This window comes from Methanobrevibacter sp. (assembly GCF_017468685.1).
Classification (GTDB): Archaea; Methanobacteriota; Methanobacteria; order Methanobacteriales; family Methanobacteriaceae; genus Methanocatella.
The window spans coordinates 57,844-77,585 of the sequence record NZ_JAFUHT010000011.1; the positions used below are offsets into that span (position 1 = coordinate 57,844).

Consider the following 19,742-nt stretch of genomic DNA (forward strand, 5'->3'; position numbering starts at 1 on the left):
AATTAATCATTAACATAGTTTTTAGAGACTTTACGTCTTTCTTTTTTATTGCAAGTATTACACTGAAGTTCATTTTCTTTTTGTGTAGTATGCATGTAATCTCTACAACGGGTACACATTGCCTTTAGGACTCCACAATCATCATCCACAGTTCCCAAATCAACATTGTCTCCGGTAATTTTCACTACTTTTGCCTGAATGATGTCTCCTATTCTAAAAGCATCAGATAATTTTTCTAAATAATCTTTTTTTGCTTGTGAAATGTGAATAGCTCCCATATAAGGTAGAGCTAATGGTCTTCCATTATCTTTCATACAGTCGATTTTAACGTTAGCCCTTTGAGGTTTGATATCAGTTATCTGACCATAAACAACATCTCCAACTTTCAAAAGAGCTGGTTTTGCATCTGACACAACAGAAATTACCTTCATTTTTTGATTAATTTTAACATTTCCTAGTACTGCTGATTTAATGTCTCCATTATCATCATAAGTACCTTCTCCTGGTAGGTATTGCTCAATAATTCCCAATTTGTCTCCAGGCATTACTATTTTTTCTTCTTCCACACTCATATTAAAATCACCAAAAATATAAAAATTTCTTTAATATAATAACTTTATTCATGTTTATATTTAAAAGTATTTATTATTTTGTTTTTATTTAAATCGATGTTTAATTCTTTTTATCCTAAAACAATATTGATATGAACTTATAATATTGTTTTAGACTTATATAGATACTTTTAAAAGTAATGAAGTTCATAATATTATTTAAACTTTGAATGGATAAACTCCATTCTTTAATTTTAAAATTAATATAAGAATATAGGAGGTTTAAAAATGTCAAATCAACTTAATAGTAAGTATAATTTTCTTTCATCCGAAAAAGAAATCTATGATTTCATTAATGAAAATGAAAATACATTAAAAATAATTAATGCAATGGAACCGCAATTAATTAAACATTTTCCTAATAATGAATTGTCAATTGAGATTTGCGATAAATTAGGATGGACAACAGAAACCAAACTGTTGCTTAATGTTCATGTTGATGAGGAAATGTTTTTCAATGGCATGTTGGATCATTTCAACGAAATCTATCATGACATTAAACCCCTCATTGAAAATATTGAAAATACTGTTGTACTATTCCCCAAAATTTCAAATAAAAACTTTGATAGATTAAGCAATACCAGTGCAATTAATCTTATGGCACGAACTGCATACTTTAATAATTATAATAATGGAATAATTCAAAGGGAAATGAGTTTTAGAGAAATTCCAAAGTCTCAACAGGTCGATGAGATAATTGAATATTGCAGAACCCATAACAATCCAAATATTTCAGACATAGTATATGACCTGCAGCTCGAGCTTTTCACTGTGGATGATATTCTAGATGAACTGGAGGAAAAAGGCATTCATTTGGATGTTAAATATTAGATGGTGATGCAATATGACAATCTATGTTAAAAAAGGAGATAGAATTAAAGGCGATAGGATTCAATGTGAAGCCAGAAAAATTAGTGACCCTATCCCTATTCCGAAAAGTGGCAGGCATAAAACGCAACAAATAATTTTGAGGAATAATGCAGAATGTGAAATTAAAAAAGAGTCCAAACATATGGTTGGAAAAGATTAAAGTTTTTCTAACCATATCTTTCATGGAACAAAATTTCATCCAGTTGATAGTTTTCCCATTCACGCTTATTTAAAACAATTTCTAATTCCTGTGGTGTTAAAAGCGGTTTTTTATACATCTGTGAATCATCAATAGCTATTCTTGGACATGCACTGACGACAAATGCATCCAATTCCATATATGGGAGCAATGCATCGGGAGTCACATTATCAACCAGTATGATGTATGATTCCATTCCGTGTTCTTTAAGCAGTTTTTTGGTTTCTTTTGCCAGTGCCATACGGTATTGTCCCTCTTTTGAGGATACCAGAATTCCCCATTTTTCAGCGCTGCGAGCTTTGGTTATTCTTGCAAAACGAATTCTTAAAATCCTGTCTGCAAACTCCTCCATGTTTCTGATTTCAGAGTTATAGGGATCCAAGGCAAGTACGGGGGTGTTTGAAAATAGTTTTATTCCCAGCGGATGGAAATTTCCGTTACCTATGAACAGTATCACATCCACTTCCAAATCCTTGATTGATGAGAAATTGCATCCCAGAACCTGTCCCTTTCTGGTTGATGGGGATGAGCCTAAAATCACTTCTTTTCCGTTGTCTTCAAGAAAATCCTTTGTTTCACTTAAAAGATGCAAATGCTGTGTTGTTGTTACAAGTCCTATTCGTGAGTATTCCTTTAAGTATTCCAAACTTTTTTTAAGGTCTTTTCTTATGTCGATTTTTGAGTATGCTTCAATGAACAGTGTCGGGATTTCATATTTCAAAGGAAGCGGGGTGTGGCCGTAATGAATAATTAAATCCACTGAACCTTTCATTTTCCAGTCGCCGACATCACATGCTCCAAAACATGGATCTCCTGAAATTATAACAATTGCATCGGTTTCCTCTTCTATTTCACGAGCTATTTTTGTGGCTTGAACCTTTAGGCCTTCTGGAAACTGTAATCCAACTGTCTTTGCATCGATTGAGTTGATTTTTCGAATTACCTTGTCTAAATCCATATCATACATTGACATTTTAATCTTCAATTGTGCTTTCGATAACTACCTTGCCGTCAATAACATCTAATTTTACAATAGATAAAACATCGATTCCGGTTTCTTTTTTAACTATTTCCTTTCCCTGACCTTTGTCAATGATTGCCACTACGGATTTTAAATCCAAACCCATATCCTGCAATGTCTTAATCAATGCCACTAGGGTTCCTCCGGTACTTACAACATCGTCAATGAGCAAAATCTTTTCACCTTCATGCAAATCGTTAACATAAAGGTTTGATGAGCCGTAACCGGTTTTTTGATATACTTCCTTTTCACCTGGCAGGCCATATTGTCTTTTACGAATCACGACAAATGGAATGTCTGTTGCAAGGGACAATGCAGTTGCCAAGTGTATTCCCATTGCTTCCACAGCTACAATCTTATCAATGTTCAAGTCAGCATACTTGTGCACTGCAAGTGACAGTTCTCTAAGCATTATAGGGTCCATTGCAGGAACACCATCACTTATAGGATTTACAAAATAGTTGTAATCTCCTTTTTTGACAATTGGGGATTCTTCTAATGATTTGATTACTTCTTCTAACATAGTACTCACACGAAAATTATTAAAACTTAATAAATATAAATATATCTTAATATAATAATTAACTTTTCTAATAGATGTGATTAATATGCTCGGAAATTTAGGAGAAAATCTTACTAATACTATGAAAAAATTAGTAGGAATGTCAGTTATTGATAAAAAAACAATAAAAGAAGTTGTAAAAGACATACAACGTGCATTAATTCAATCTGACGTTAATATTAAATTAGTTTTAGATTTATCAAAAAAAATAGAATCACGTGCTCTTGAAGAGGAACCTCCAAAAGGTATTACTCCAAGAGAACATGTTATAACAATTATTTATGAAGAAATGGTCAACCTTTTAGGCAGTGAAGCAGCAGGCCTTGACATTAACGACAGACCATATAAGATATTATTCCTCGGTCTTCAGGGTTCAGGTAAAACCACCACTATAGGTAAGCTGTGCAGATACCTGCAAAAGAAAGGTTTCAACCCGGCTGTTGTATGTACAGACACATGGAGGCCGGCAGCATATGAACAGTTAAGGCAGCTGACTGAAGAGATGGATGTTCCTTTATATGGGGATCCTGACAATAAGGATGCACTTGATTTGGCCCAAAAAGGTCTTAAGGAGTTCAAAAACCGTAAGGTCATAATTTTCGATACTGCAGGAAGACACAAGGAAGAATCCGATTTGATTGCTGAGATGGATGAATTGGATAATATCATCAATCCTAATGAAGCTATTCTTGTAATTGACGGTACAATCGGTCAGCAGGCAGGTGAACAGGCAAAGGCATTTTCACAGGCAACTGACATTGGTTCAATTATCATTACAAAACTTGACGGTTCAGCAAAAGGTGGGGGTGCAATGTCTGCTGTAGCTGAAACTGGCGCTCCAATCAAATTCATCGGTACAGGGGAAAGAGTGGATGACTTTGAACTCTTTGACCCTGAAAGATTCATTTCCAGACTGCTTGGTATGGGAGACATCAAATCCCTTATAGAAAAGGCAGAGGAAAACATCGATGAGGATATTGCAGAAAAGACCATGAACAACATGCTTACAGGTAAGTTCACATTGATGGATATGAAAAACCAGTTTGAGATGATGAACAGCATGGGTCCGATGCAGCAGGTCCTCAACATGATTCCGGGTATGGGAAACAAAATCTCAAAAGAGGCATCTAAAATGACAGAAGAGAAATTGGAGTCATATAAAATCATGATGTCTTCAATGACAGAAGAGGAGATGCTCAATCCTAAAATCATAAAACAATCCAGAATTCAGAGAATCGCAAGAGGATCTGGTGTTGATGAAAGTGAAGTTAAGGAACTATTGAAATACTACAACAACACCAAAAAGACCATGAAAGGAATAGGAAAACGTGGCGGACGCCTGAGAGGGGGAGCCATGAACCGTATGATGGGACAATTCATGCAAAGATAATATGAAATTAGCTAGTGATATTTTAAAGGAAACTGATGGTAAAATCTGCAAGCATTGTCTTGGACGCAAACTGTCAAGAACAATCGAAGGCGCAAACAATATCGAAAGGGCAGACAAGGTCTGTGAAGAGTTAAATATTGACTTGGATGATGTTGATTGTGTAATCTGTGATAACATATTTTATAAGCTGGATGATAATTTATATGATAAGATTGATGCTAAAATAAACCAGCTTGGTGTTGAGTTCGATACATTTCTTGTAGGTTCACAAATTCCCAAAGATATTCAAAAACGTGATGAGGAATTGTCTGAAAAATTCAATTTAGGTGTTGAAACTCTTAAAAAGGAAGTTAACAGGTTAATTGGTCTTGGAATTTGGGAAAGGTATGATAAGGATGCCGAATTTGAAAGACAGGACATTGTTTTCAACATAGATTTGACTAAAAATCCGAAAGTCAGAATTCAGATTAATCCGTTATACATAGAAGGAAAATACAATAAGCTAAAACGTGGAATACCTCAAACCAAATGGCCATGCACAAAATGCAAAGGCAGAGGTTGTGAAGAGTGTAATTACACAGGAAAACAGTATCCAGAATCCGTTGAAGAGCTAATATCCGAGCATTTCTTAAAAGTAACCAATGGACGTGAAGCAAAATTCCACGGTGCCGGTCGTGAAGACATTGATGTATTGATGCTTGGTTCAGGAAGGCCATTTGTATTGGAAATTAAGGAGCCAAGAATAAGAAATATTGATTTGGCCGAAATGGAGGAAAAAATCAACAAAATCAATGAGGGAAAGACCTCATACCATAACCTGCACTTATGCGAAAGGCCAAGAAAAGCTGAAATAAAGCAATCCTCACCTGATACATATAAGGTTTATCAGGCTATTGTAAAATGTGATGAGGCATATGATGAGGATAAATTAAAAGATTTGTTGAAACTGGATGAAATAAACCAGCAAACACCTCTAAGAGTACTTAGAAGAAGAACTGACATGGTTAGAATCAAGCATGTTCTGGACTTGTCTTATGAAGTGATTGACGATAAAACTTTTAGCATGAAAATCAAAACAGAAGGAGGACTTTACATCAAGGAACTGATATCCGGAGATGAGGGAAGAAGTCAACCTAATGTAAGTGAGATATTGGGTGTTAATGCAGTTTGTGAACAGTTGGACGTATTGGAAGTAAGTGAAAAGTGATAGTATGGCAGAAGAATTTACACATTTAACAGACAGTGGAGTACACATGGTTGAAGTGGGCGGAAAACCCGATCAAAAAAGGCGTGCAATAGCACAGGGAAGCATATTTTTAGACAAACACACTATTGAACTGATTCAAAACGAGGATATAAAGAAAGGAAATGTTTTAACTACTGCCCAAATTGCAGGAATACAGGCTGTTAAAAACACTTCTTCAATAATACCATTATGTCATCCGTTGGCTTTGACAGGAATTGAACTTGATTTTGTAGTAAAAGAAGATGAAATCATTGCAAAATGTGCAGTCAATACATTGGGCAAGACTGGTGTTGAAATGGAAGCTATCACGGGTGTTAGTGTAGCACTTTTAACTGTATGGGATATGGTAAAAGCTGTTGAAAAAGATGATGATGGTCAATATCCTGATACTAGAATAAGTGATATTAAAGTTATCAAGAAGGAAAAAATTTAACCTTTATATATGATGAAAAAAATAATTATATTCAGTTATTTTATGAATTAATTTTATGGAGAATTATTTATGGCAAAAAAAGATAATAAGATTTCTATGCCTCAAACTGGTGCAGGTTTAGTAAGATACTTTGATGAAGAAAGTTTAGGTCCAAAACTCTCACCTGAACATGTTATCGTTGCTACTGTTATTTTAGCAATATTATGTTTTGTTTTAAGATATTCCGCTTAAGGATATTTTACAAACAATCCACTACTTTTTTTATAGATTTATATGTTAACCAAACGAATTATTCCTTGTCTAGATTGTGATTTGCAGGTTCCTGAAGGTCGTGTAGTAAAAGGCGTTGAATTTAAAGAGATAAAATATGCTGGAAATCCTGTGGATTTGGCAACACGCTACTATGAGGAAGGTGCAGATGAGATTGTAGTTTTAGATATCACTGCATCCCATGAACGCAGAGCCACAATGGCAGATGTAATTGACAGATTAACTGAAAATGTATTCATGCCTATTTGCGTAGGTGGTGGAATAAGGAAAGTTGAAGATTACATTAACATGCTTAAAGCCGGAGCTGACAAGTGTTCAACCAACACTGCAGCTATAAAAAACCCAGAATTATTGACTGAAGCTTCAAAAGTGGTAGGTTCACAGGCTGTGGTCATTGGAATTGATGCCAAAAGAAGATATGTTGACCATCCTGATGACGCACCGGATAAGACAGTCATTGAAACCGATAAGGGATACTGCTGGTTTGACACAAGCATCTACGGTGGACGTGAATTCACAGGAATTGATGCAATCCAATGGGCAATCGAGTGTCAGGAACGTGGAGCCGGTGAAGTGCTGCTGACCAGTATGGATGGGGACGGAACCCAGAACGGATATGACATTGAACTAAACAAAGCAATCAATGATGCGGTTGACATTCCTGTAATTGCAAGCGGAGGCGTTGGAGAACCTAGACATATTCTAGAAGTTTTCGAAAAGACTGATGTTTCAGCGGCTCTTGCAGCAAGCATTTTCCACTTCAACCAATATTCAATCCCTACTGTTAAAGAGTACTTAAAAGACAATAATGTGGCCATCAGATTATGATAATCAAATCCAATATTAACCTAGACCTAACAATCAATTCAGGCCAGACTTCCCAGCCTCCATGGAATTTTGATAATGAGACTTACAGCAATGTCGTTATGGTTGACAGTGAACCCAGGATTTTTCAAGTAAAGCAATCCGGAGACTATCTTGAATTCAACCATGAGGACAAAAAAGCTATTTCTAAGCTTAACTATATTTTCGATTTAAATTTTGATTTAAACAAGTTTTACAAATATTTGAACAATCACGAGGAACTCAAGGACATGTCCAAGTTCTGTAATGGTTTGCGATTATTCTTGGCACCTGATCCCTTCGAGTGTGTCATCTCATCAATTTGTTCTGCAAACAACTCCATCAAGAGATGGACAAAATCAATTTCTCAAATAAAACAGAACTGGGGAAATCAGCATCAAAATTACTATACATTTCCTCAAAGCAACGATTTATTAAACGTGTACTTGGATGAGGAAGAGGAATTTAATTCATCAAACATTTCAAATATTGAAGAGTGCACACATAATCTTAAAAATTGTGGCGTGGGATATAGAGCACCATACATGAGAAAGGCAAGCGAATTATTTACACTTGAAATGGACCTTTCAGAAATATCAAAAATGACCTATGACGAAGCATTCCAGACAATACTCGAAGTTCCAGGAGTAGGTCCTAAGGTGGCAGACTGCATACTGCTCTACGGATTCAACTTCAGGCAAGCATTTCCAAGTGACGTATGGATAAAAAGAATAGTGTCACACTTGTATTTTAATGGAAAGGACATAAGCGTTGCAAAGGTAAGGGAATTCGGAATGGAGGAATTCGGCAAGAATGCAGGATACGTTCAGCTCTACATGTTCCACTATGCAAGAATGAGTGGTCTAATGAAAAAATTAAAATAAGCCCTTATATAAACTATCAACCATGAAAATCAGATACGCAACAATGATAGTTAAGGATATGGAAGAAAGTGTCAAATTCTACACAGAAACTCTGGATTTTACTCTTGATGAAGTTTTCGATGTTCCTGGAGGTAAAATTACCTTACTTGATGGGGATGGCTTTGCAGGTTTGGAATTAATTGAAAATCCTAATTTTGAAATCGGATTATATTCTGTTGGAATGGATGTTGAAGATATCAATGCAGAAATTCAAAAATTAGAAGAGAAGGGTGCAGACATTGCCTTAAAACCTGTTGAAACTCAAGTAGGCTACATGGCAAGAGTAGTTGACCCGAATGGAATCAACATTGTACTGGTTCAGCACACCAAATAACTTATTTGATTAATCTTAACGGATTTTTGATAAGATTGTCTAATAAGAGTAATGCCTTATCGGTTCGATCTTTAGTATTTTTGAGCTTGTTTTCTCCTAATTCTTTTTTATGATAATCTGCGGCATTTCTATTGTTTCTTAAAATTCTCATATGGTTTCCTAATTTATTTTCTTCTTTAAATGGAGAATCTTCAAGTGCTTTGATTAATTCTGAATGACTATCTTTTGAAGGCAATATTTTTCTAAAAGACTTTTCGTAGTAATCTTTCACGGGATGAAAGATTGAATAGTAATATCTGCTTATTGAAGATCGCTGATATTCCTCTTTAGAGGAATGATTTTTTAAATGATTAGCAACATCATAATATTTTTTAAAATCAAAACTCATATTACCACAAATCCACACAGACTAATCCGTTAATTTTTTTTGAGAATTTTGACATGTATAAAGGTTCATCTTCAAATTTGTCTAATGTAATTCTGTCTTTATCATAATCGTTACATTCAACATAAATCATTATGAAATCCAAATCGAGGAATTCGGGATCTTTGCAAAATTCAATTAATTTTCTATGATTTGGAAAGTATTTATTGATTAATGGAGTAAGCTCATGAATAAATGGGAGAATATTCTCATGTTTTCTAATGAAACCTTTTACATCATTGTACTCATGAATGGTGTAGCTTTTTGATAACTTATCAAACTCATCATCAAAATTTGAAACAATGCCTGTTCCAGTATACACGTTTTCTTTCGGAATTTGCATTTCAAGTCTTTGTGAGTAATTATTCTGCATATAACTTATCCTCCTAAATTTTATTTAATCCTTGATTATAGTTTATACTGTGTAGTATATAAATATTTCTCATTATTTCAAGTCATTTTAACTAAACAAAGTAAATATTGCATTGTAAATGTAAAATAAAGTTCATATGATGGAGTAAATATTGCACTCAACATGTAAAAAACCATCATGATTCAGCACACAGATAAACAATAATTATATCCTATCACTTGCAAATATACTTATAATGGAAAATAAAAATCTAATCCTTTTAATCTGCTCAGTATTGTCATTTTTCACGGTTTTCGCTGTCAATGCAGTTAATGTTGTTATTCCATCAATAGCAGCGGAATTTGGAATGAACAATATAGTTCAAAACTGGGTTACAATAATCTTTCTTTTGGTAGTGGCCGTACTGTCTGTTCCGGCAGGCCAGATTTCCGGAAAATACGGTCTTAAAAAAGTGACAATCATAAGCTGTGTACTCTTTCTTATAATCTCAATAGTCAATGTGCTTGTCACATCAACTGAACTGTTTTTAGTCTGCCGTTTAGTATTGGGTATTGCACTTGCATTCATCAATGTCACTTCAATGGCAATGATAGTATCAGCATTCAAGCCTGAAGAAAGAGGGGCTGCACTTGGAATAAACATTACTGCAGTTTATATTGGATTGTCATTATCTCCGGTTCTTGGAGGTATACTTAACTATAATCTGGGCTGGAGATCAGTAGTGCTTTTCTGCGTACCATTCCTGTTCGTAATTCTCGCATTGCTGTTAATCAGGGTCAAAGAGGAATGGATAACATTTGAGGGAATTCCAATCGATATAAAAGGATCTGTAGTGTATGGAATTGGAATGGTCCTATTCATATATGGATTTACAATCCTCAATGAAGCTTTAGGAGTGATCCTGACCATTCTTGGAATCATATTTCTGGTAATGTTCGGTTTAATCGAATTAAGGCAATCTCATCCTGTATTCGACATTAGATTTTTCAAAAACCGCAGGTTCCTCTCAGCAAATTTCGCATCACTTTCAGCATATCTTGCAACTTATGCAGTAACAATAATTCTGAACTATCATTTGCAATATATTATGGGATTTGATTCACAGTTCACAGGCATAATATTGCTAATTGCACCAATATGTCAGGTAGTCCTCGCACCTATAGCAGGGAGACTCTCAGACAGGTATGTTCCTCAAATCATGGCCGCCATTGGAATGGGGCTTGGAACAGTATCATTAATCTTATTTTCAACTTTAGGCAGTGAAACATCACTTGAATTTCTGATAGTTGCAATGGTTATATATGGTATTGCGTTCGGTTTGTTCTCACCGCCGAATACAAATGTGATAATGGGTTCAGTTCCACCAAAAGACACCTCAATGGCCTCAGCGGCAGTTGCGACAATGCGTACAGTCGGTCAGGCAATGAGTATGGGAATACTGACACTTGTATTTGCATTTGTAATGGGTAATGTGCCGATTGTTGAAAAGTATTATCCGCTGTTGACACAAAGCTGTCAGATAACCTGTTTGATTTGTGTAGTGTTATGCATAGCATCTGTATTTGCTTCATTGGTTGGAATTAAGTCAACTGTTGATTAATTCAATTCATCCAGTAAATCAAATATTTTTTAGCTCTTGATTTACAGTAATTAAATGCATTTTTGATATTTTTTGGTTTTTCTGCATCATAATCAACCAGATTTCTATAGTTGTGCAGATTATCCAGTTCCTTAGCTATCTTTTCACCTTTTTTTGAAACATTGAGATTAGGATGTTTTTTGAAAATGTTTCTTGTTTCGCTATGAACTTTCCCACTGGTTGAATTCATAATCTTTTTACTGGTGCTGTCAAGAAAAATGTTATTTTCCAACAAGTAATCTCTAGATTTCAAAAAGCTACTGAAATAAAACCTATTAATGCCTGTTCTTAATTTAGCAATGTCATCTTCATTCTGGTAGCTTTTTCCCAATTGATAATAATCGCACCAGTCAAATTTTTCTTTTTCAGGCATTTTTAAAACTCCATTGTTATAAAATAGTGTTTATCAGGACTATCATATTTAAAAAGTTCTTCTAAAATAATATCTTCCTTATCACCAGATGTTTCACCATCAAATGGACTTTTAATTGTAATTTGAAGGGTAGTTTCATCTGGAGATGCATATTTCATAAAGTCTATTGAAACTGGACTTTTTTGAAATTCTTTAGAAATGATTTTAGGCATTTCATAAATTATTCTTTCTAATTTTGAATCTTCTTCGATATAATCAAGAATTTCATTTAAATTATCAGAGGGGAAGTTGTAATGATTTTTTAGAAATTCCATTAATCTATTCTCTTTATCTACAATAATTCCAGACCCACTATATACATTTTCTTGTGGTATTTGCATTTCTATTCTTTGTGTGAAGTTTTGTTGCATAATTTTTAACCTCCGTAAATTTATTTAAATCTTAATTATAGTATTGAATATCTTGTATATAAATATTTCAGTTTATTACCCTCTATTTTTTCATATTTAATAAAATATTGATTTCATAATGTAAAATTAACACGTTTACGGGCGAATCAATATTGTAATGGGGATGTTAAAAATTAATTATTAAAAATGTATATGCTTCCCTATATTTGAAATAAGCAGTTATAAATGAGAACAATTTTACAATGTCAGACAACTTTTCGTCTATTAAGTGTTTAAAGTAATATAAATTTATAAAAAAAGAAATAAGTGAAAGATAATAATTATCTTTCTTCTACGGTCAATTTGTTCATTTTGTCGCCTTGCTGGATTGCATTAACGACATCTTGACCTTTGATGACTTGACCGAATACGGTGTGAACACCGTCTAAGTGTGGTTGTGGTGAGTGAGTAATGAAGAATTGGCTTCCACCAGTGTCTTTACCAGCGTGTGCCATGGATAATGCACCGGTTCCATGTCTGTGAGGGTTTCCTTCGGTTTCACATTTGATAGTGTAACCAGGACCACCAGTACCGTTTCCTTTAGGACATCCGCCTTGAATTACAAAGTTTGGAATTACTCTGTGGAAAGTTAATCCGTCATAGAATCCTTCTTTGATTAGCTTTTCAAAGTTAGCTACGGTTCCAGGTGCTTCGTTTGGGAATAATTCTAATTCAATATTTCCTTTATCAGTTTCGATTATAGCGACTTTCATTTTATCACCTAATTTTTAAATAATACTAATAATATAAATATTATTGATTAAATAGTTTATGGAGAATTAAAATGAATACTCAAGATTTGATTAAGATTGAAGATGATTATTTCATTAACACTTTCACAAGACAGCCTGTGGTATTGGACCATGGAGAAGGTGTTAAAGTAACTGACATTGATGGAAATGAATACATTGATATGTTTGCAGGTATTGCAGTAAACTGCCTAGGTCACAATCACCCAAAACTTGTAAAGGCTATTCAGGACCAGGCAGAAAAGCTTATTCACATTTCAAGCATCTACTATAATGAACCTGCATTGGTCTATGCTAAGAAATTAGTTGATAAAACCAACTTTGACAGAATATTTTATGCTAACAGTGGTGCTGAAGCAAACGAGGGTGCAATTAAGCTGGCTGTTAAATACACTGGTAAAAGCGAAGTGATTTCAACTGTCGATTCATTCCACGGAAGAACAATAATGACACTTGCAGCAACCGGTCATGAGGAATACCATGAGCCATTCAAGGCAGTCATTCCAGACGGTTTTATAAACGTCCCATACAATGACATTGAAGCTATTAAAGATGCAATCACTGAAAACACTGCCGCAATCATTGTTGAACCTGTTCAGGGTGAAGGCGGAGTGAATGTTCCAGATGCTGATTACCTAAAACAGATTGAAGAACTTTGTCATGAAAACAACATCGTATTCATAGTTGATGAAGTGCAAACCGGTTTTGGAAGATGCGGAACACTATTCGCACATGAACTCTTTGATGTCAAGCCGGACATAATGACAATGGCTAAAGGAATCGGTGGAGGAGTCCCAATGGGTGGTATCCTTGCAACCGAAAAGGTAGCAAGTGCATTCGTGCCAGGAGATCACGGTACTACATTCGGTGGAGGACCACTTGTATGTGCAGCAGCAAATGCGGTACTCGATGTATTCGATGAGGAAGACATCTTATCCAATGTTAATGAGGTCGGTGAATACTTCATTTCTGAGCTTAAAAAATTGGATAATGAAATCATCGCTGATGTGCGTGGTAAAGGATTGATGGTCGGTTTGGAATTGACAAAACCTGGTGCAGAATATGTTGATAAACTTCGTGAAGCAGGATTTTTAATCAACTGTACTGCAGGAAATGTCTTAAGGTTTGTTCCACCATTGACAATTACCAAAGATGATATAGATAAATTTGTTAAAGCTTTAGATGAAATACTCTAAAGCAAATATACTTTTTTTATTTTTATTTTTTTTCCCATTGATTTTAGATTGTCCAATTCTTTTCTTCTAAAACCTTTTTAAGACAGCTTGACAATTTCAATGTTTTAATCTCATCTAGGGAAGCATACTTTCCATCAGTATGCTCATCACTAATTTTAAATTCACCTTCAATATCATCAAGATACATTATCATCTGTACAGTTCTTTTGTAGGGATAATCGTGCTGTATTGCAATTGCAAGGTCTCCAACTTTGCAATTCAAATTGGTTTCTTCTTTAATTTCGCGCACGAGTGCATCGTCAAAAAATTCACCCTCTTCCATTTTACCTCCTGGCAACTCCCATGTGTCTGGGTCGGTTCGGCTTTTCGGATGCCTTTTTAGAATCAAAATTTCACCATTATTGTTCTTGATTATTCCACGCATTGTTAGTCCGTAATCTCTTTTCATAATATTTAATATGAACTATATTTGTTAAACAGTTTTCCAATCGGCAAAATCATTTCCTTAATTATGTTTAAATAAAACCAGAATCATAACTATAATTATAATGTAACTTTTTTAAGGAGTTTAGATTATGGATTTAAATATTAAAGTAAACGATAAAAACCACCTTGACATCGGTGGCGCAGATGCAGTAGACATTGCAGAAGAATTCGGAACTCCAACCTATGTAATTGATGAAAATAGGATAAGAGATAACTATAATAGATTTTATTCAGCATTTACAAAATATTATTCTGACTTTAAAGTATTCTATGCATGTAAAGCTAATACAAACCTTGCAGTAATGAAAATATTGGAAAGCGAAGGATGCTGCATTGATGCAGTTTCCCCTGGTGAAGTTCACATCTCAAAAATGCTCGGATTTTCCGGTGACAGAATCCTCTTTACAGGAAACAACATCACCAACGATGAGCTTAAATTCGTTCATGATGAAGGTGCAGTCCTAAACATCGACTCAGTATCCGCACTTAAAAGATTAGCTAAAGTGGTTGATCCTGAAGGATTGAAAATATCATTCAGAGTAAACCCAATGGTAGGTGCAGGACACCATGACCACTGTATCACTGGTGGAGTAATGAGTAAATTCGGTATAATGGATTCAGAAGCAATTGAAGTATATGAAATGGCAAAAGAATTAGGATTCAACCCAATCGGTATGCACTCCCATATCGGATCAGGTATTCTTGACCCTGAACCATTCAAACTTGCAATCGAATCAACCATGGACATTGCAGGAAAAGTCCATGAGGAAGCAGGAATTGACTTTGAATTCGTTGACTTCGGAGGAGGAGTAGGAATCCCTTACACTCCAGAAGAAAACATAGTTGACCTTGATAAATTCGCAGAAGTAAACATAGGATTATTTAAAGAAAAACTTGAACAGTATGATATGGGCAACCCAACAATGTATCTCGAACCTGGAAGATACCTAGTTGGAGATGCAAGCGTGCTTCTCGTAACAGTTAACAGCGTAAAACAAAGCTACAGAAAATTCATCGGAGTGGATGCAGGTTTCCACACACTCTTAAGACCGGCAATGTATGACTCATACCACCATATAGTTGATGCAAGCAAAATGGATGCGCAAAACACTCAGGAAGTGGACATTGCAGGTAATGTATGTGAATCCGGAGACCTTTTTGCACGTGACAGACCGATGCCTGATGTGGAAGAAGGAGATGTTTTAGGAATCCTCAATGCAGGTGCATACGGATTTACAATGTCATCAAACTACAACTCAAGACCATTAGCATCCGAAGTATTGGTAACAGATGGAAAATGCACTGTTGTACGTGAAAGAGAAACCTTTGAAGACCTATACGCTAAACAAAGCATTCCACCACACTTAAAATAAGTTGATAATATGGTAGATTTAAAAGGATTAAAATTTTCAAAAATGCATGGAATAGGTAATGACTTTCCAATAATTGACGAATTCAATGGGGAAGTAATTCCTGAAGCAGACAAGGCTGAAGCATGCAGAATATTATGCCACAGAAACTTTGGAGTTGGTGGTGACGGAGTTCTCTTTGTAGAGCCATCTGAAGTTGCAGACATCGGATACAGAATGTTCAACCCTGACGGCAGCGAAGCTGAAATGTGCGGCAACGGTATAAGATGCTTTGGTGATTTTGTATACAGGAAAGGCATTCTAAAGCAGGACAAGATGACTGTGGAAACCCGTGCAGGAATCAAAACAATTGAAATAACCTTAGAAGACGATGAACCAGTATTGTTCAAAGTTGATATGGGATTGTCTACTTTCAAAACACCTGAAATACCAATGACTGCTGATGAAGAGGAATTCCTTGATGGGGAGTTGGAAGTTCTTGACACCACATTCAACCTGACAGCAATCAGCGTCGGAAACCCTCATGCGATAATTTTTGTGGATGATGTTGATGAAATCGACATTAACAAATACGGACCTGCCATTGAGGCACATGAAGTGTTCCCTGAAAAAATCAATGTTCACTTTGTAGAAGTCATTTCCAAAAATGAAGGTAAGATGATAACCTGGGAACGTGGCGCTGGTGTGACACTTGCATGCGGAACAGGTGCAACATCCACAGCTATTTCAGGTTATAAGCTAGGATTGTTCGATGAAAACATATTGCTCCACTTGCCTGGTGGAGACTTGAAATTCCAAGTTTATGAAAAAGAAAATGCTTTAGGCGCTTTCATGGAAGGCCCAGCAGAACTTGTATATGATGGAGAATTCTAGATTCTCCTAAATTCCTTCTTTTTTTCTATATAATCCGAATATAAGATCAACCACGCCAAGAATGATAATTAGTACTATCCAAATATTTATCTCTTTTCTAAGTATTGCAAAAATTACTGCAAGTATTATAAGTATCGCTCCTGTAAGAGCTGATTGTTTCCATTGTTCCATTTTATCACCATTTATATTTTGTAAGCATTAATTAATGTTATGTCTTCAAAAAAGAAATGTTCTGATGCTTTTATCTCAGCTATAAAACCTAATTCATCAAATCTGTCTAAGGTTTCCTGGTTTCCTGAAAGTGAAGACTGTATCATCTGGACAATTCCTCCATCATTTAAATGATTTCCCACTTCATTTAAGAAAACATCAATAACTTTCCTACCATTTAATCCACCATCGAATGCATAATTTATAGTGTCGTCAATAACTTCATCATCTTCGGTCGGTAGATATGGAGTATTAAATAAAATTACATCGAACTTTCTATTTTTTACGGGTTCAAATAAATTCCCAAAAAGGATTTCAATATTTTCAATGCAATTGTCTTTAAAGTTTTTCTCAGCAAGCTGGCATGCATCAAAATTGATGTCTGTAACTGTAATTTTGTCTGTAAGTCTGGAAGCGTACATTGCAACAATGCCTGAACCGGTACCAATTTCCAAAACGCTTTGTCCGCTTTCAATTTCTAGATTGTCCGCAAGAAGATAACTGTCCTCTGCCGGAACATAAACATTATCATCAGTATTAATAATAAAATCACTCATAATCTCACTCATTAAAAACAGGCTTTAATTTTTGTGATATAAACAAAATCTCTTCAGGAGCAAGCACAACAACCCTTTTTTTAAGATATTCTGCTAAATTTTCGTCTTCAATTGCATTCAATCTCTTTTTCAAGACTTTCTTGTCAATATTGCTAATTATATGTCTGGAATCAATTAAAGCGTTTTTGATCTTTTTATTTCTGTGTTGGAAAAGCGCTTGGGTGAATTTAGAATAAGTTTCAAACTCTTCCTGGGGGATGGTGTTTTCTTTAGGGGTTAAGCAAACAACGCTGGAGTCAATTTCAGGTTTAGGAATAAAACTTTCAGAACTCACATCGGTTAAAAATTTAACATCACATTTAAAATAAAGCATGGCTGAAAGCCTTGAGTACTGCTTTGTTCCAACTTTGCCGTTCATTCTTTGGGCAAATTCCTTCTGGTACATCAGTATGGCCAGGTCAAAATCATAGTTTAAGAATTTAAATGTAATTGGTGATGAGATTTGATAAGGTAGGTTGGAGATGATTTTATTGAACTTTGGAAAATCCACTTTCAACGCATCATCATTAATTAGTTCTACATTATCTATATTTTCGTCTTTAAGCCGTTTAGCTAATATTTCACAAATATTTTTGTCTTGTTCGATAGCAATTACTTTTTTAGCTTTCTTGGCAAGTTCTATTGTTAGTGTTCCAATTCCCGTACCGATTTCTAAAACAACATCCTCCTTTGTAATGTCTCCGAAGTTAATAATCTGGTCTCTTTTGTTTTTATCAATCAGATAATTTTGACCCAGATTTTTATTTAACTTAATTCCGTTTTGATTTAGGATATCTTTTGTTATTTTAGATAAGGATGGGGAATTTTCACTAGTCAATTTATCACTTATCTTTTTCTTGCAGCTCTTGGAGGTTGTGTAAATATGTAATATTTATTTTTACCTCTTCTTGGTGTTGTAGTATCAAGTTCTTGTTTTACTCTGTTAACAATCATTCCTGCAGGATCAGCTAATGTTGGAAGTCTTTCTGAAATATCTTTAAAACTTTCGAAAGGCTTTTCTTCACGTGCTTTGATAATGTCCCACATGTATTTTTTACCAATTCCAGGAATTAGTTCAAGTGAATGCATTCTTGTACTTACAGAATCTGTAGTATTGAAAAACTCGACGTATTTTTCTTCTTCCGCTTCAACAATATCACGAATAGCATAATCCAGCTCTATTCTACTTGTTGCAGTCAAGTTTTCAAAATCTAATTTTCCTAAAACTCTGTATATTTTATCTCTTTTTCCTTTTCCAATATATACAGTGTCTTGAATTTCTAAATTAACACCATTTTTTGGAGCTAATTCAAGTAAAGTGAATTGTTCTGTACCAATAGCTTGAGCAATAGGTTTACCACCGAATTTAGACATATCTGATTTAACATAACCACGACTTAAATAGTCAAGTACCACAGCATTTTCTTCTTTTTTTACTGTTGGTTTTTTTTCATTTTTATTTCTATCAGCCATCTTAATCACTCACTATTGTTTTTTATATAACTTTAATAAGTTATAATATAAACTTATTAATAAATTTGATTGTTAAGTATAATAAAGATATCTAAAAAATGGTGAGTTTGGTATAATTTTTTAAAAATAAATAAAAAAAGGAATAGTATAATTACTATTCTATGTAATCATATTGTTCTAACATTTCGAGGATTTTTTCCATATCCTCTTTTGTTGTTTTTGTTGGTTCTTTAGCAAAGATTAATCTCATATCTGCTAAATCTTGTGGAACCAAATCAACAATATGAACAGCGACTTTATCCCTTAATCCAAATTCATCCTGTAGCTTTTGGAAGATTTCTTCCGCATCTTCAGGAGAGTATCTTTTGAATCTTGCGAGATGGTTTAAAGTTAGATTTTGTTCGTAATTTAATTCATTGTCATCTGCAAATTCTTCGATAATTTCCTTAACTTTTGAACTTGGTATAGGTTCGCTTTCAATAACTTCTTTTCCAATCATAGAAATCAGTTTTGTAATTTTAAGTGGTCAGGTCTTACTATTAACTCTTTAGGTTTGTTTCCATCTTTTAATGCTACAAGGTAAGCTTTTCCTTTTTGACCTACGATTTTACCGGTTTTACCGTGGAATCTAGGTGCAGGTTGACCTTTTTGGATGGATGGGTTAATAGTAATGTGAACTAAGTCTCCTTCTTCAAATCTTTGGAGTCTGTTAGTAATTGGGTTAGTTCTACCCGGTCTTTGTACTTTAGTCATTTTTTTTCTTGATCTACTTTTTAATCCTCTTGATCTTTGCATAATATTACCTCTTAGTCAGTAGTCTGGGTATAAA

General features: G+C 34.7%; 28 protein-coding genes. 13 read left to right on the forward strand and 15 right to left on the reverse strand.

Translation table 11 applies throughout. The annotated features are described in order from the left end of the window. Positions 1–2: 2 nt before the first annotated feature. A complete protein-coding gene (locus tag IJ258_RS01965; protein WP_292802137.1) occupies positions 3–572 on the reverse strand; it encodes an exosome complex RNA-binding protein Csl4 in 570 nt (189 codons plus the stop codon). A gap of 267 nt (positions 573–839) precedes the next feature. On the opposite strand from IJ258_RS01965, the gene IJ258_RS01970 reads away from it, so the two are divergent. Together IJ258_RS01970 and IJ258_RS01975 are read left to right on the forward strand one after the other, a co-directional pair. Continuing rightward, positions 840–1,442, forward strand: coding sequence for a hypothetical protein (locus tag IJ258_RS01970; protein ID WP_292802139.1), 603 nt, complete (start codon positions 840–842; stop codon positions 1,440–1,442). A 13-nt stretch (positions 1,443–1,455) separates the two neighbouring features. Continuing rightward, complete coding sequence (locus IJ258_RS01975; RefSeq protein ID WP_292802141.1) at positions 1,456–1,641, forward strand: hypothetical protein; 186 nt, start codon at positions 1,456–1,458, stop codon at positions 1,639–1,641. A 7-nt stretch (positions 1,642–1,648) separates the two neighbouring features. Here IJ258_RS01975 and dph2 read toward each other — a convergent pair whose 3' ends face one another. Continuing rightward, positions 1,649–2,653 carry a diphthamide biosynthesis enzyme Dph2 gene (dph2, locus tag IJ258_RS01980; RefSeq protein WP_292802143.1) on the reverse strand — a complete coding sequence of 335 codons (1,005 nt, stop codon included), beginning with the start codon at positions 2,651–2,653 and terminating at the stop codon, positions 1,649–1,651. 1 nt (position 2,654) lies between these two features. Next, positions 2,655–3,224, reverse strand: coding sequence for a hypoxanthine/guanine phosphoribosyltransferase (hpt, locus tag IJ258_RS01985; RefSeq protein WP_292802145.1), 570 nt, complete (start codon positions 3,222–3,224; stop codon positions 2,655–2,657). A 79-nt stretch (positions 3,225–3,303) separates the two neighbouring features. Between hpt and IJ258_RS01990 the strand changes: the two genes are divergently transcribed. From IJ258_RS01990 to IJ258_RS02020, 7 genes are all read left to right on the forward strand, one after another. Next, positions 3,304–4,653 carry a signal recognition particle protein Srp54 gene (locus tag IJ258_RS01990; RefSeq protein WP_292802186.1) on the forward strand — a complete coding sequence of 450 codons (1,350 nt, stop codon included), beginning with the start codon at positions 3,304–3,306 and terminating at the stop codon, positions 4,651–4,653. Between the two features lies 1 nt (position 4,654). After that, the gene (locus IJ258_RS01995) at positions 4,655–5,860 is read left to right on the forward strand and encodes a tRNA pseudouridine(54/55) synthase Pus10 (protein WP_292802147.1); all 1,206 of its coding nucleotides are present in this window, start codon (positions 4,655–4,657) and stop codon (positions 5,858–5,860) included. A gap of 4 nt (positions 5,861–5,864) precedes the next feature. Beyond that, positions 5,865–6,332, forward strand: coding sequence for a cyclic pyranopterin monophosphate synthase MoaC (moaC, locus tag IJ258_RS02000; protein WP_292802149.1), 468 nt, complete (start codon positions 5,865–5,867; stop codon positions 6,330–6,332). 69 nt (positions 6,333–6,401) lie between these two features. Then, positions 6,402–6,563, forward strand: coding sequence for a preprotein translocase subunit Sec61beta (locus IJ258_RS02005; protein ID WP_292601998.1), 162 nt, complete (start codon positions 6,402–6,404; stop codon positions 6,561–6,563). Between the two features lie 42 nt (positions 6,564–6,605). Next, the gene (gene hisF, locus IJ258_RS02010; protein WP_292802151.1) at positions 6,606–7,430 is read left to right on the forward strand and encodes an imidazole glycerol phosphate synthase subunit HisF; all 825 of its coding nucleotides are present in this window, start codon (positions 6,606–6,608) and stop codon (positions 7,428–7,430) included. Next, positions 7,427–8,329 (forward strand): DNA glycosylase, encoded by a 903-nt coding sequence (locus IJ258_RS02015; protein ID WP_292802153.1) that lies wholly within the window; start codon positions 7,427–7,429, stop codon positions 8,327–8,329. Before hisF ends, IJ258_RS02015 begins: the two co-directional genes overlap by 4 nt. A gap of 22 nt (positions 8,330–8,351) precedes the next feature. Beyond that, complete coding sequence (locus tag IJ258_RS02020) at positions 8,352–8,702, forward strand: VOC family protein (protein ID WP_292802155.1); 351 nt, start codon at positions 8,352–8,354, stop codon at positions 8,700–8,702. A 1-nt stretch (position 8,703) separates the two neighbouring features. Here the strand turns inward: IJ258_RS02020 and IJ258_RS02025 are convergent, their stop codons facing one another. Both IJ258_RS02025 and IJ258_RS02030 read right to left on the reverse strand, forming a co-directional pair. Further along, positions 8,704–9,090 carry a hypothetical protein gene (locus IJ258_RS02025; RefSeq protein ID WP_292802157.1) on the reverse strand — a complete coding sequence of 129 codons (387 nt, stop codon included), beginning with the start codon at positions 9,088–9,090 and terminating at the stop codon, positions 8,704–8,706. Between the two features lies 1 nt (position 9,091). Next, entirely contained in the window at positions 9,092–9,499 is a 408-nt protein-coding gene (locus IJ258_RS02030) for a hypothetical protein (protein WP_292802159.1), read from the reverse strand. Positions 9,500–9,734: 235 nt separating this feature from the next. On the opposite strand from IJ258_RS02030, the gene IJ258_RS02035 reads away from it, so the two are divergent. Beyond that, complete coding sequence (locus IJ258_RS02035; protein WP_292802161.1) at positions 9,735–11,099, forward strand: MFS transporter; 1,365 nt, start codon at positions 9,735–9,737, stop codon at positions 11,097–11,099. Between the two features lies 1 nt (position 11,100). Here IJ258_RS02035 and IJ258_RS02040 read toward each other — a convergent pair whose 3' ends face one another. From IJ258_RS02040 to IJ258_RS02050, 3 genes are all read right to left on the reverse strand, one after another. Then, complete coding sequence (locus tag IJ258_RS02040; RefSeq protein WP_292802163.1) at positions 11,101–11,511, reverse strand: hypothetical protein; 411 nt, start codon at positions 11,509–11,511, stop codon at positions 11,101–11,103. 2 nt (positions 11,512–11,513) lie between these two features. Further along, positions 11,514–11,921: a hypothetical protein gene (locus tag IJ258_RS02045; RefSeq protein WP_292802165.1), complete on the reverse strand. Its 408-nt coding sequence runs from the start codon at positions 11,919–11,921 to the stop codon at positions 11,514–11,516. 320 nt (positions 11,922–12,241) lie between these two features. Then, on the reverse strand, positions 12,242–12,673 hold the full coding sequence (locus tag IJ258_RS02050) for a peptidylprolyl isomerase (RefSeq protein ID WP_292802167.1): 432 nt from the start codon (positions 12,671–12,673) through the stop codon (positions 12,242–12,244). A 71-nt stretch (positions 12,674–12,744) separates the two neighbouring features. Here IJ258_RS02050 and IJ258_RS02055 point away from each other — a divergent pair, with 71 nt between their 5' ends. After that, the gene (locus IJ258_RS02055) at positions 12,745–13,905 is read left to right on the forward strand and encodes an acetylornithine transaminase (protein WP_292802169.1); all 1,161 of its coding nucleotides are present in this window, start codon (positions 12,745–12,747) and stop codon (positions 13,903–13,905) included. A gap of 43 nt (positions 13,906–13,948) precedes the next feature. Here the strand turns inward: IJ258_RS02055 and IJ258_RS02060 are convergent, their stop codons facing one another. Beyond that, entirely contained in the window at positions 13,949–14,353 is a 405-nt protein-coding gene (locus IJ258_RS02060) for an NUDIX domain-containing protein (RefSeq protein WP_292802171.1), read from the reverse strand. A 127-nt stretch (positions 14,354–14,480) separates the two neighbouring features. On the opposite strand from IJ258_RS02060, the gene lysA reads away from it, so the two are divergent. Continuing rightward, positions 14,481–15,764: a diaminopimelate decarboxylase gene (gene lysA / locus IJ258_RS02065; RefSeq protein WP_292802173.1), complete on the forward strand. Its 1,284-nt coding sequence runs from the start codon at positions 14,481–14,483 to the stop codon at positions 15,762–15,764. Between the two features lie 9 nt (positions 15,765–15,773). Then, positions 15,774–16,634 carry a diaminopimelate epimerase gene (dapF, locus tag IJ258_RS02070; RefSeq protein WP_292802174.1) on the forward strand — a complete coding sequence of 287 codons (861 nt, stop codon included), beginning with the start codon at positions 15,774–15,776 and terminating at the stop codon, positions 16,632–16,634. Positions 16,635–16,640: 6 nt separating this feature from the next. Here the strand turns inward: dapF and IJ258_RS02075 are convergent, their stop codons facing one another. The 6 genes from IJ258_RS02075 to IJ258_RS02100 form a co-directional block, all read right to left on the reverse strand. Further along, the gene (locus IJ258_RS02075) at positions 16,641–16,805 is read right to left on the reverse strand and encodes a hypothetical protein (RefSeq protein WP_292802176.1); all 165 of its coding nucleotides are present in this window, start codon (positions 16,803–16,805) and stop codon (positions 16,641–16,643) included. 11 nt (positions 16,806–16,816) lie between these two features. Continuing rightward, positions 16,817–17,401 (reverse strand): HemK2/MTQ2 family protein methyltransferase, encoded by a 585-nt coding sequence (locus IJ258_RS02080; protein ID WP_292802178.1) that lies wholly within the window; start codon positions 17,399–17,401, stop codon positions 16,817–16,819. A gap of 4 nt (positions 17,402–17,405) precedes the next feature. Next, complete coding sequence (rsmA, locus tag IJ258_RS02085; protein ID WP_292802180.1) at positions 17,406–18,278, reverse strand: 16S rRNA (adenine(1518)-N(6)/adenine(1519)-N(6))-dimethyltransferase RsmA; 873 nt, start codon at positions 18,276–18,278, stop codon at positions 17,406–17,408. 8 nt (positions 18,279–18,286) lie between these two features. Next, entirely contained in the window at positions 18,287–18,913 is a 627-nt protein-coding gene (locus tag IJ258_RS02090) for a DUF655 domain-containing protein (protein ID WP_292802181.1), read from the reverse strand. A 154-nt stretch (positions 18,914–19,067) separates the two neighbouring features. Next, the gene (locus IJ258_RS02095; protein WP_292802182.1) at positions 19,068–19,412 is read right to left on the reverse strand and encodes an RNA polymerase Rpb4 family protein; all 345 of its coding nucleotides are present in this window, start codon (positions 19,410–19,412) and stop codon (positions 19,068–19,070) included. A 5-nt stretch (positions 19,413–19,417) separates the two neighbouring features. Further along, a complete protein-coding gene (locus IJ258_RS02100) occupies positions 19,418–19,708 on the reverse strand; it encodes a 50S ribosomal protein L21e (protein ID WP_292802184.1) in 291 nt (96 codons plus the stop codon). Positions 19,709–19,742 lie beyond the last annotated feature (34 nt).

Excerpts from the sequence above, each read along its gene's own strand:
- IJ258_RS01965 (WP_292802137.1), bottom strand. The coding sequence starts at position 572 with ATGAGTGTGGAAGAAGAAAAAATAGTAATGCCTGGAGACAAATTGGGA.
- IJ258_RS01970 (WP_292802139.1), top strand. The coding sequence starts at position 840 with ATGTCAAATCAACTTAATAGTAAGTATAATTTTCTTTCATCCGAAAAA.
- IJ258_RS01975 (WP_292802141.1), top strand. The coding sequence starts at position 1,456 with ATGACAATCTATGTTAAAAAAGGAGATAGAATTAAAGGCGATAGGATT.
- dph2 (WP_292802143.1), bottom strand. The coding sequence starts at position 2,653 with ATGTCAATGTATGATATGGATTTAGACAAGGTAATTCGAAAAATCAAC.
- hpt (WP_292802145.1), bottom strand. The coding sequence starts at position 3,224 with ATGTTAGAAGAAGTAATCAAATCATTAGAAGAATCCCCAATTGTCAAA.
- IJ258_RS01995 (WP_292802147.1), top strand. The coding sequence starts at position 4,655 with ATGAAATTAGCTAGTGATATTTTAAAGGAAACTGATGGTAAAATCTGC.
- moaC (WP_292802149.1), top strand. The coding sequence starts at position 5,865 with ATGGCAGAAGAATTTACACATTTAACAGACAGTGGAGTACACATGGTT.
- IJ258_RS02005 (WP_292601998.1), top strand. The coding sequence starts at position 6,402 with ATGGCAAAAAAAGATAATAAGATTTCTATGCCTCAAACTGGTGCAGGT.
- hisF (WP_292802151.1), top strand. The coding sequence starts at position 6,606 with ATGTTAACCAAACGAATTATTCCTTGTCTAGATTGTGATTTGCAGGTT.
- IJ258_RS02015 (WP_292802153.1), top strand. The coding sequence starts at position 7,427 with ATGATAATCAAATCCAATATTAACCTAGACCTAACAATCAATTCAGGC.
- IJ258_RS02020 (WP_292802155.1), top strand. The coding sequence starts at position 8,352 with ATGAAAATCAGATACGCAACAATGATAGTTAAGGATATGGAAGAAAGT.
- IJ258_RS02025 (WP_292802157.1), bottom strand. The coding sequence starts at position 9,090 with ATGAGTTTTGATTTTAAAAAATATTATGATGTTGCTAATCATTTAAAA.
- IJ258_RS02030 (WP_292802159.1), bottom strand. The coding sequence starts at position 9,499 with ATGCAGAATAATTACTCACAAAGACTTGAAATGCAAATTCCGAAAGAA.
- IJ258_RS02035 (WP_292802161.1), top strand. The coding sequence starts at position 9,735 with ATGGAAAATAAAAATCTAATCCTTTTAATCTGCTCAGTATTGTCATTT.
- IJ258_RS02040 (WP_292802163.1), bottom strand. The coding sequence starts at position 11,511 with ATGCCTGAAAAAGAAAAATTTGACTGGTGCGATTATTATCAATTGGGA.
- IJ258_RS02045 (WP_292802165.1), bottom strand. The coding sequence starts at position 11,921 with ATGCAACAAAACTTCACACAAAGAATAGAAATGCAAATACCACAAGAA.
- IJ258_RS02050 (WP_292802167.1), bottom strand. The coding sequence starts at position 12,673 with ATGAAAGTCGCTATAATCGAAACTGATAAAGGAAATATTGAATTAGAA.
- IJ258_RS02055 (WP_292802169.1), top strand. The coding sequence starts at position 12,745 with ATGAATACTCAAGATTTGATTAAGATTGAAGATGATTATTTCATTAAC.
- IJ258_RS02060 (WP_292802171.1), bottom strand. The coding sequence starts at position 14,353 with ATGAAAAGAGATTACGGACTAACAATGCGTGGAATAATCAAGAACAAT.
- lysA (WP_292802173.1), top strand. The coding sequence starts at position 14,481 with ATGGATTTAAATATTAAAGTAAACGATAAAAACCACCTTGACATCGGT.
- dapF (WP_292802174.1), top strand. The coding sequence starts at position 15,774 with ATGGTAGATTTAAAAGGATTAAAATTTTCAAAAATGCATGGAATAGGT.
- IJ258_RS02075 (WP_292802176.1), bottom strand. The coding sequence starts at position 16,805 with ATGGAACAATGGAAACAATCAGCTCTTACAGGAGCGATACTTATAATA.
- IJ258_RS02080 (WP_292802178.1), bottom strand. The coding sequence starts at position 17,401 with ATGAGTGATTTTATTATTAATACTGATGATAATGTTTATGTTCCGGCA.
- IJ258_RS02090 (WP_292802181.1), bottom strand. The coding sequence starts at position 18,913 with ATGGCTGATAGAAATAAAAATGAAAAAAAACCAACAGTAAAAAAAGAA.
- IJ258_RS02095 (WP_292802182.1), bottom strand. The coding sequence starts at position 19,412 with ATGATTGGAAAAGAAGTTATTGAAAGCGAACCTATACCAAGTTCAAAA.
- IJ258_RS02100 (WP_292802184.1), bottom strand. The coding sequence starts at position 19,708 with ATGCAAAGATCAAGAGGATTAAAAAGTAGATCAAGAAAAAAAATGACT.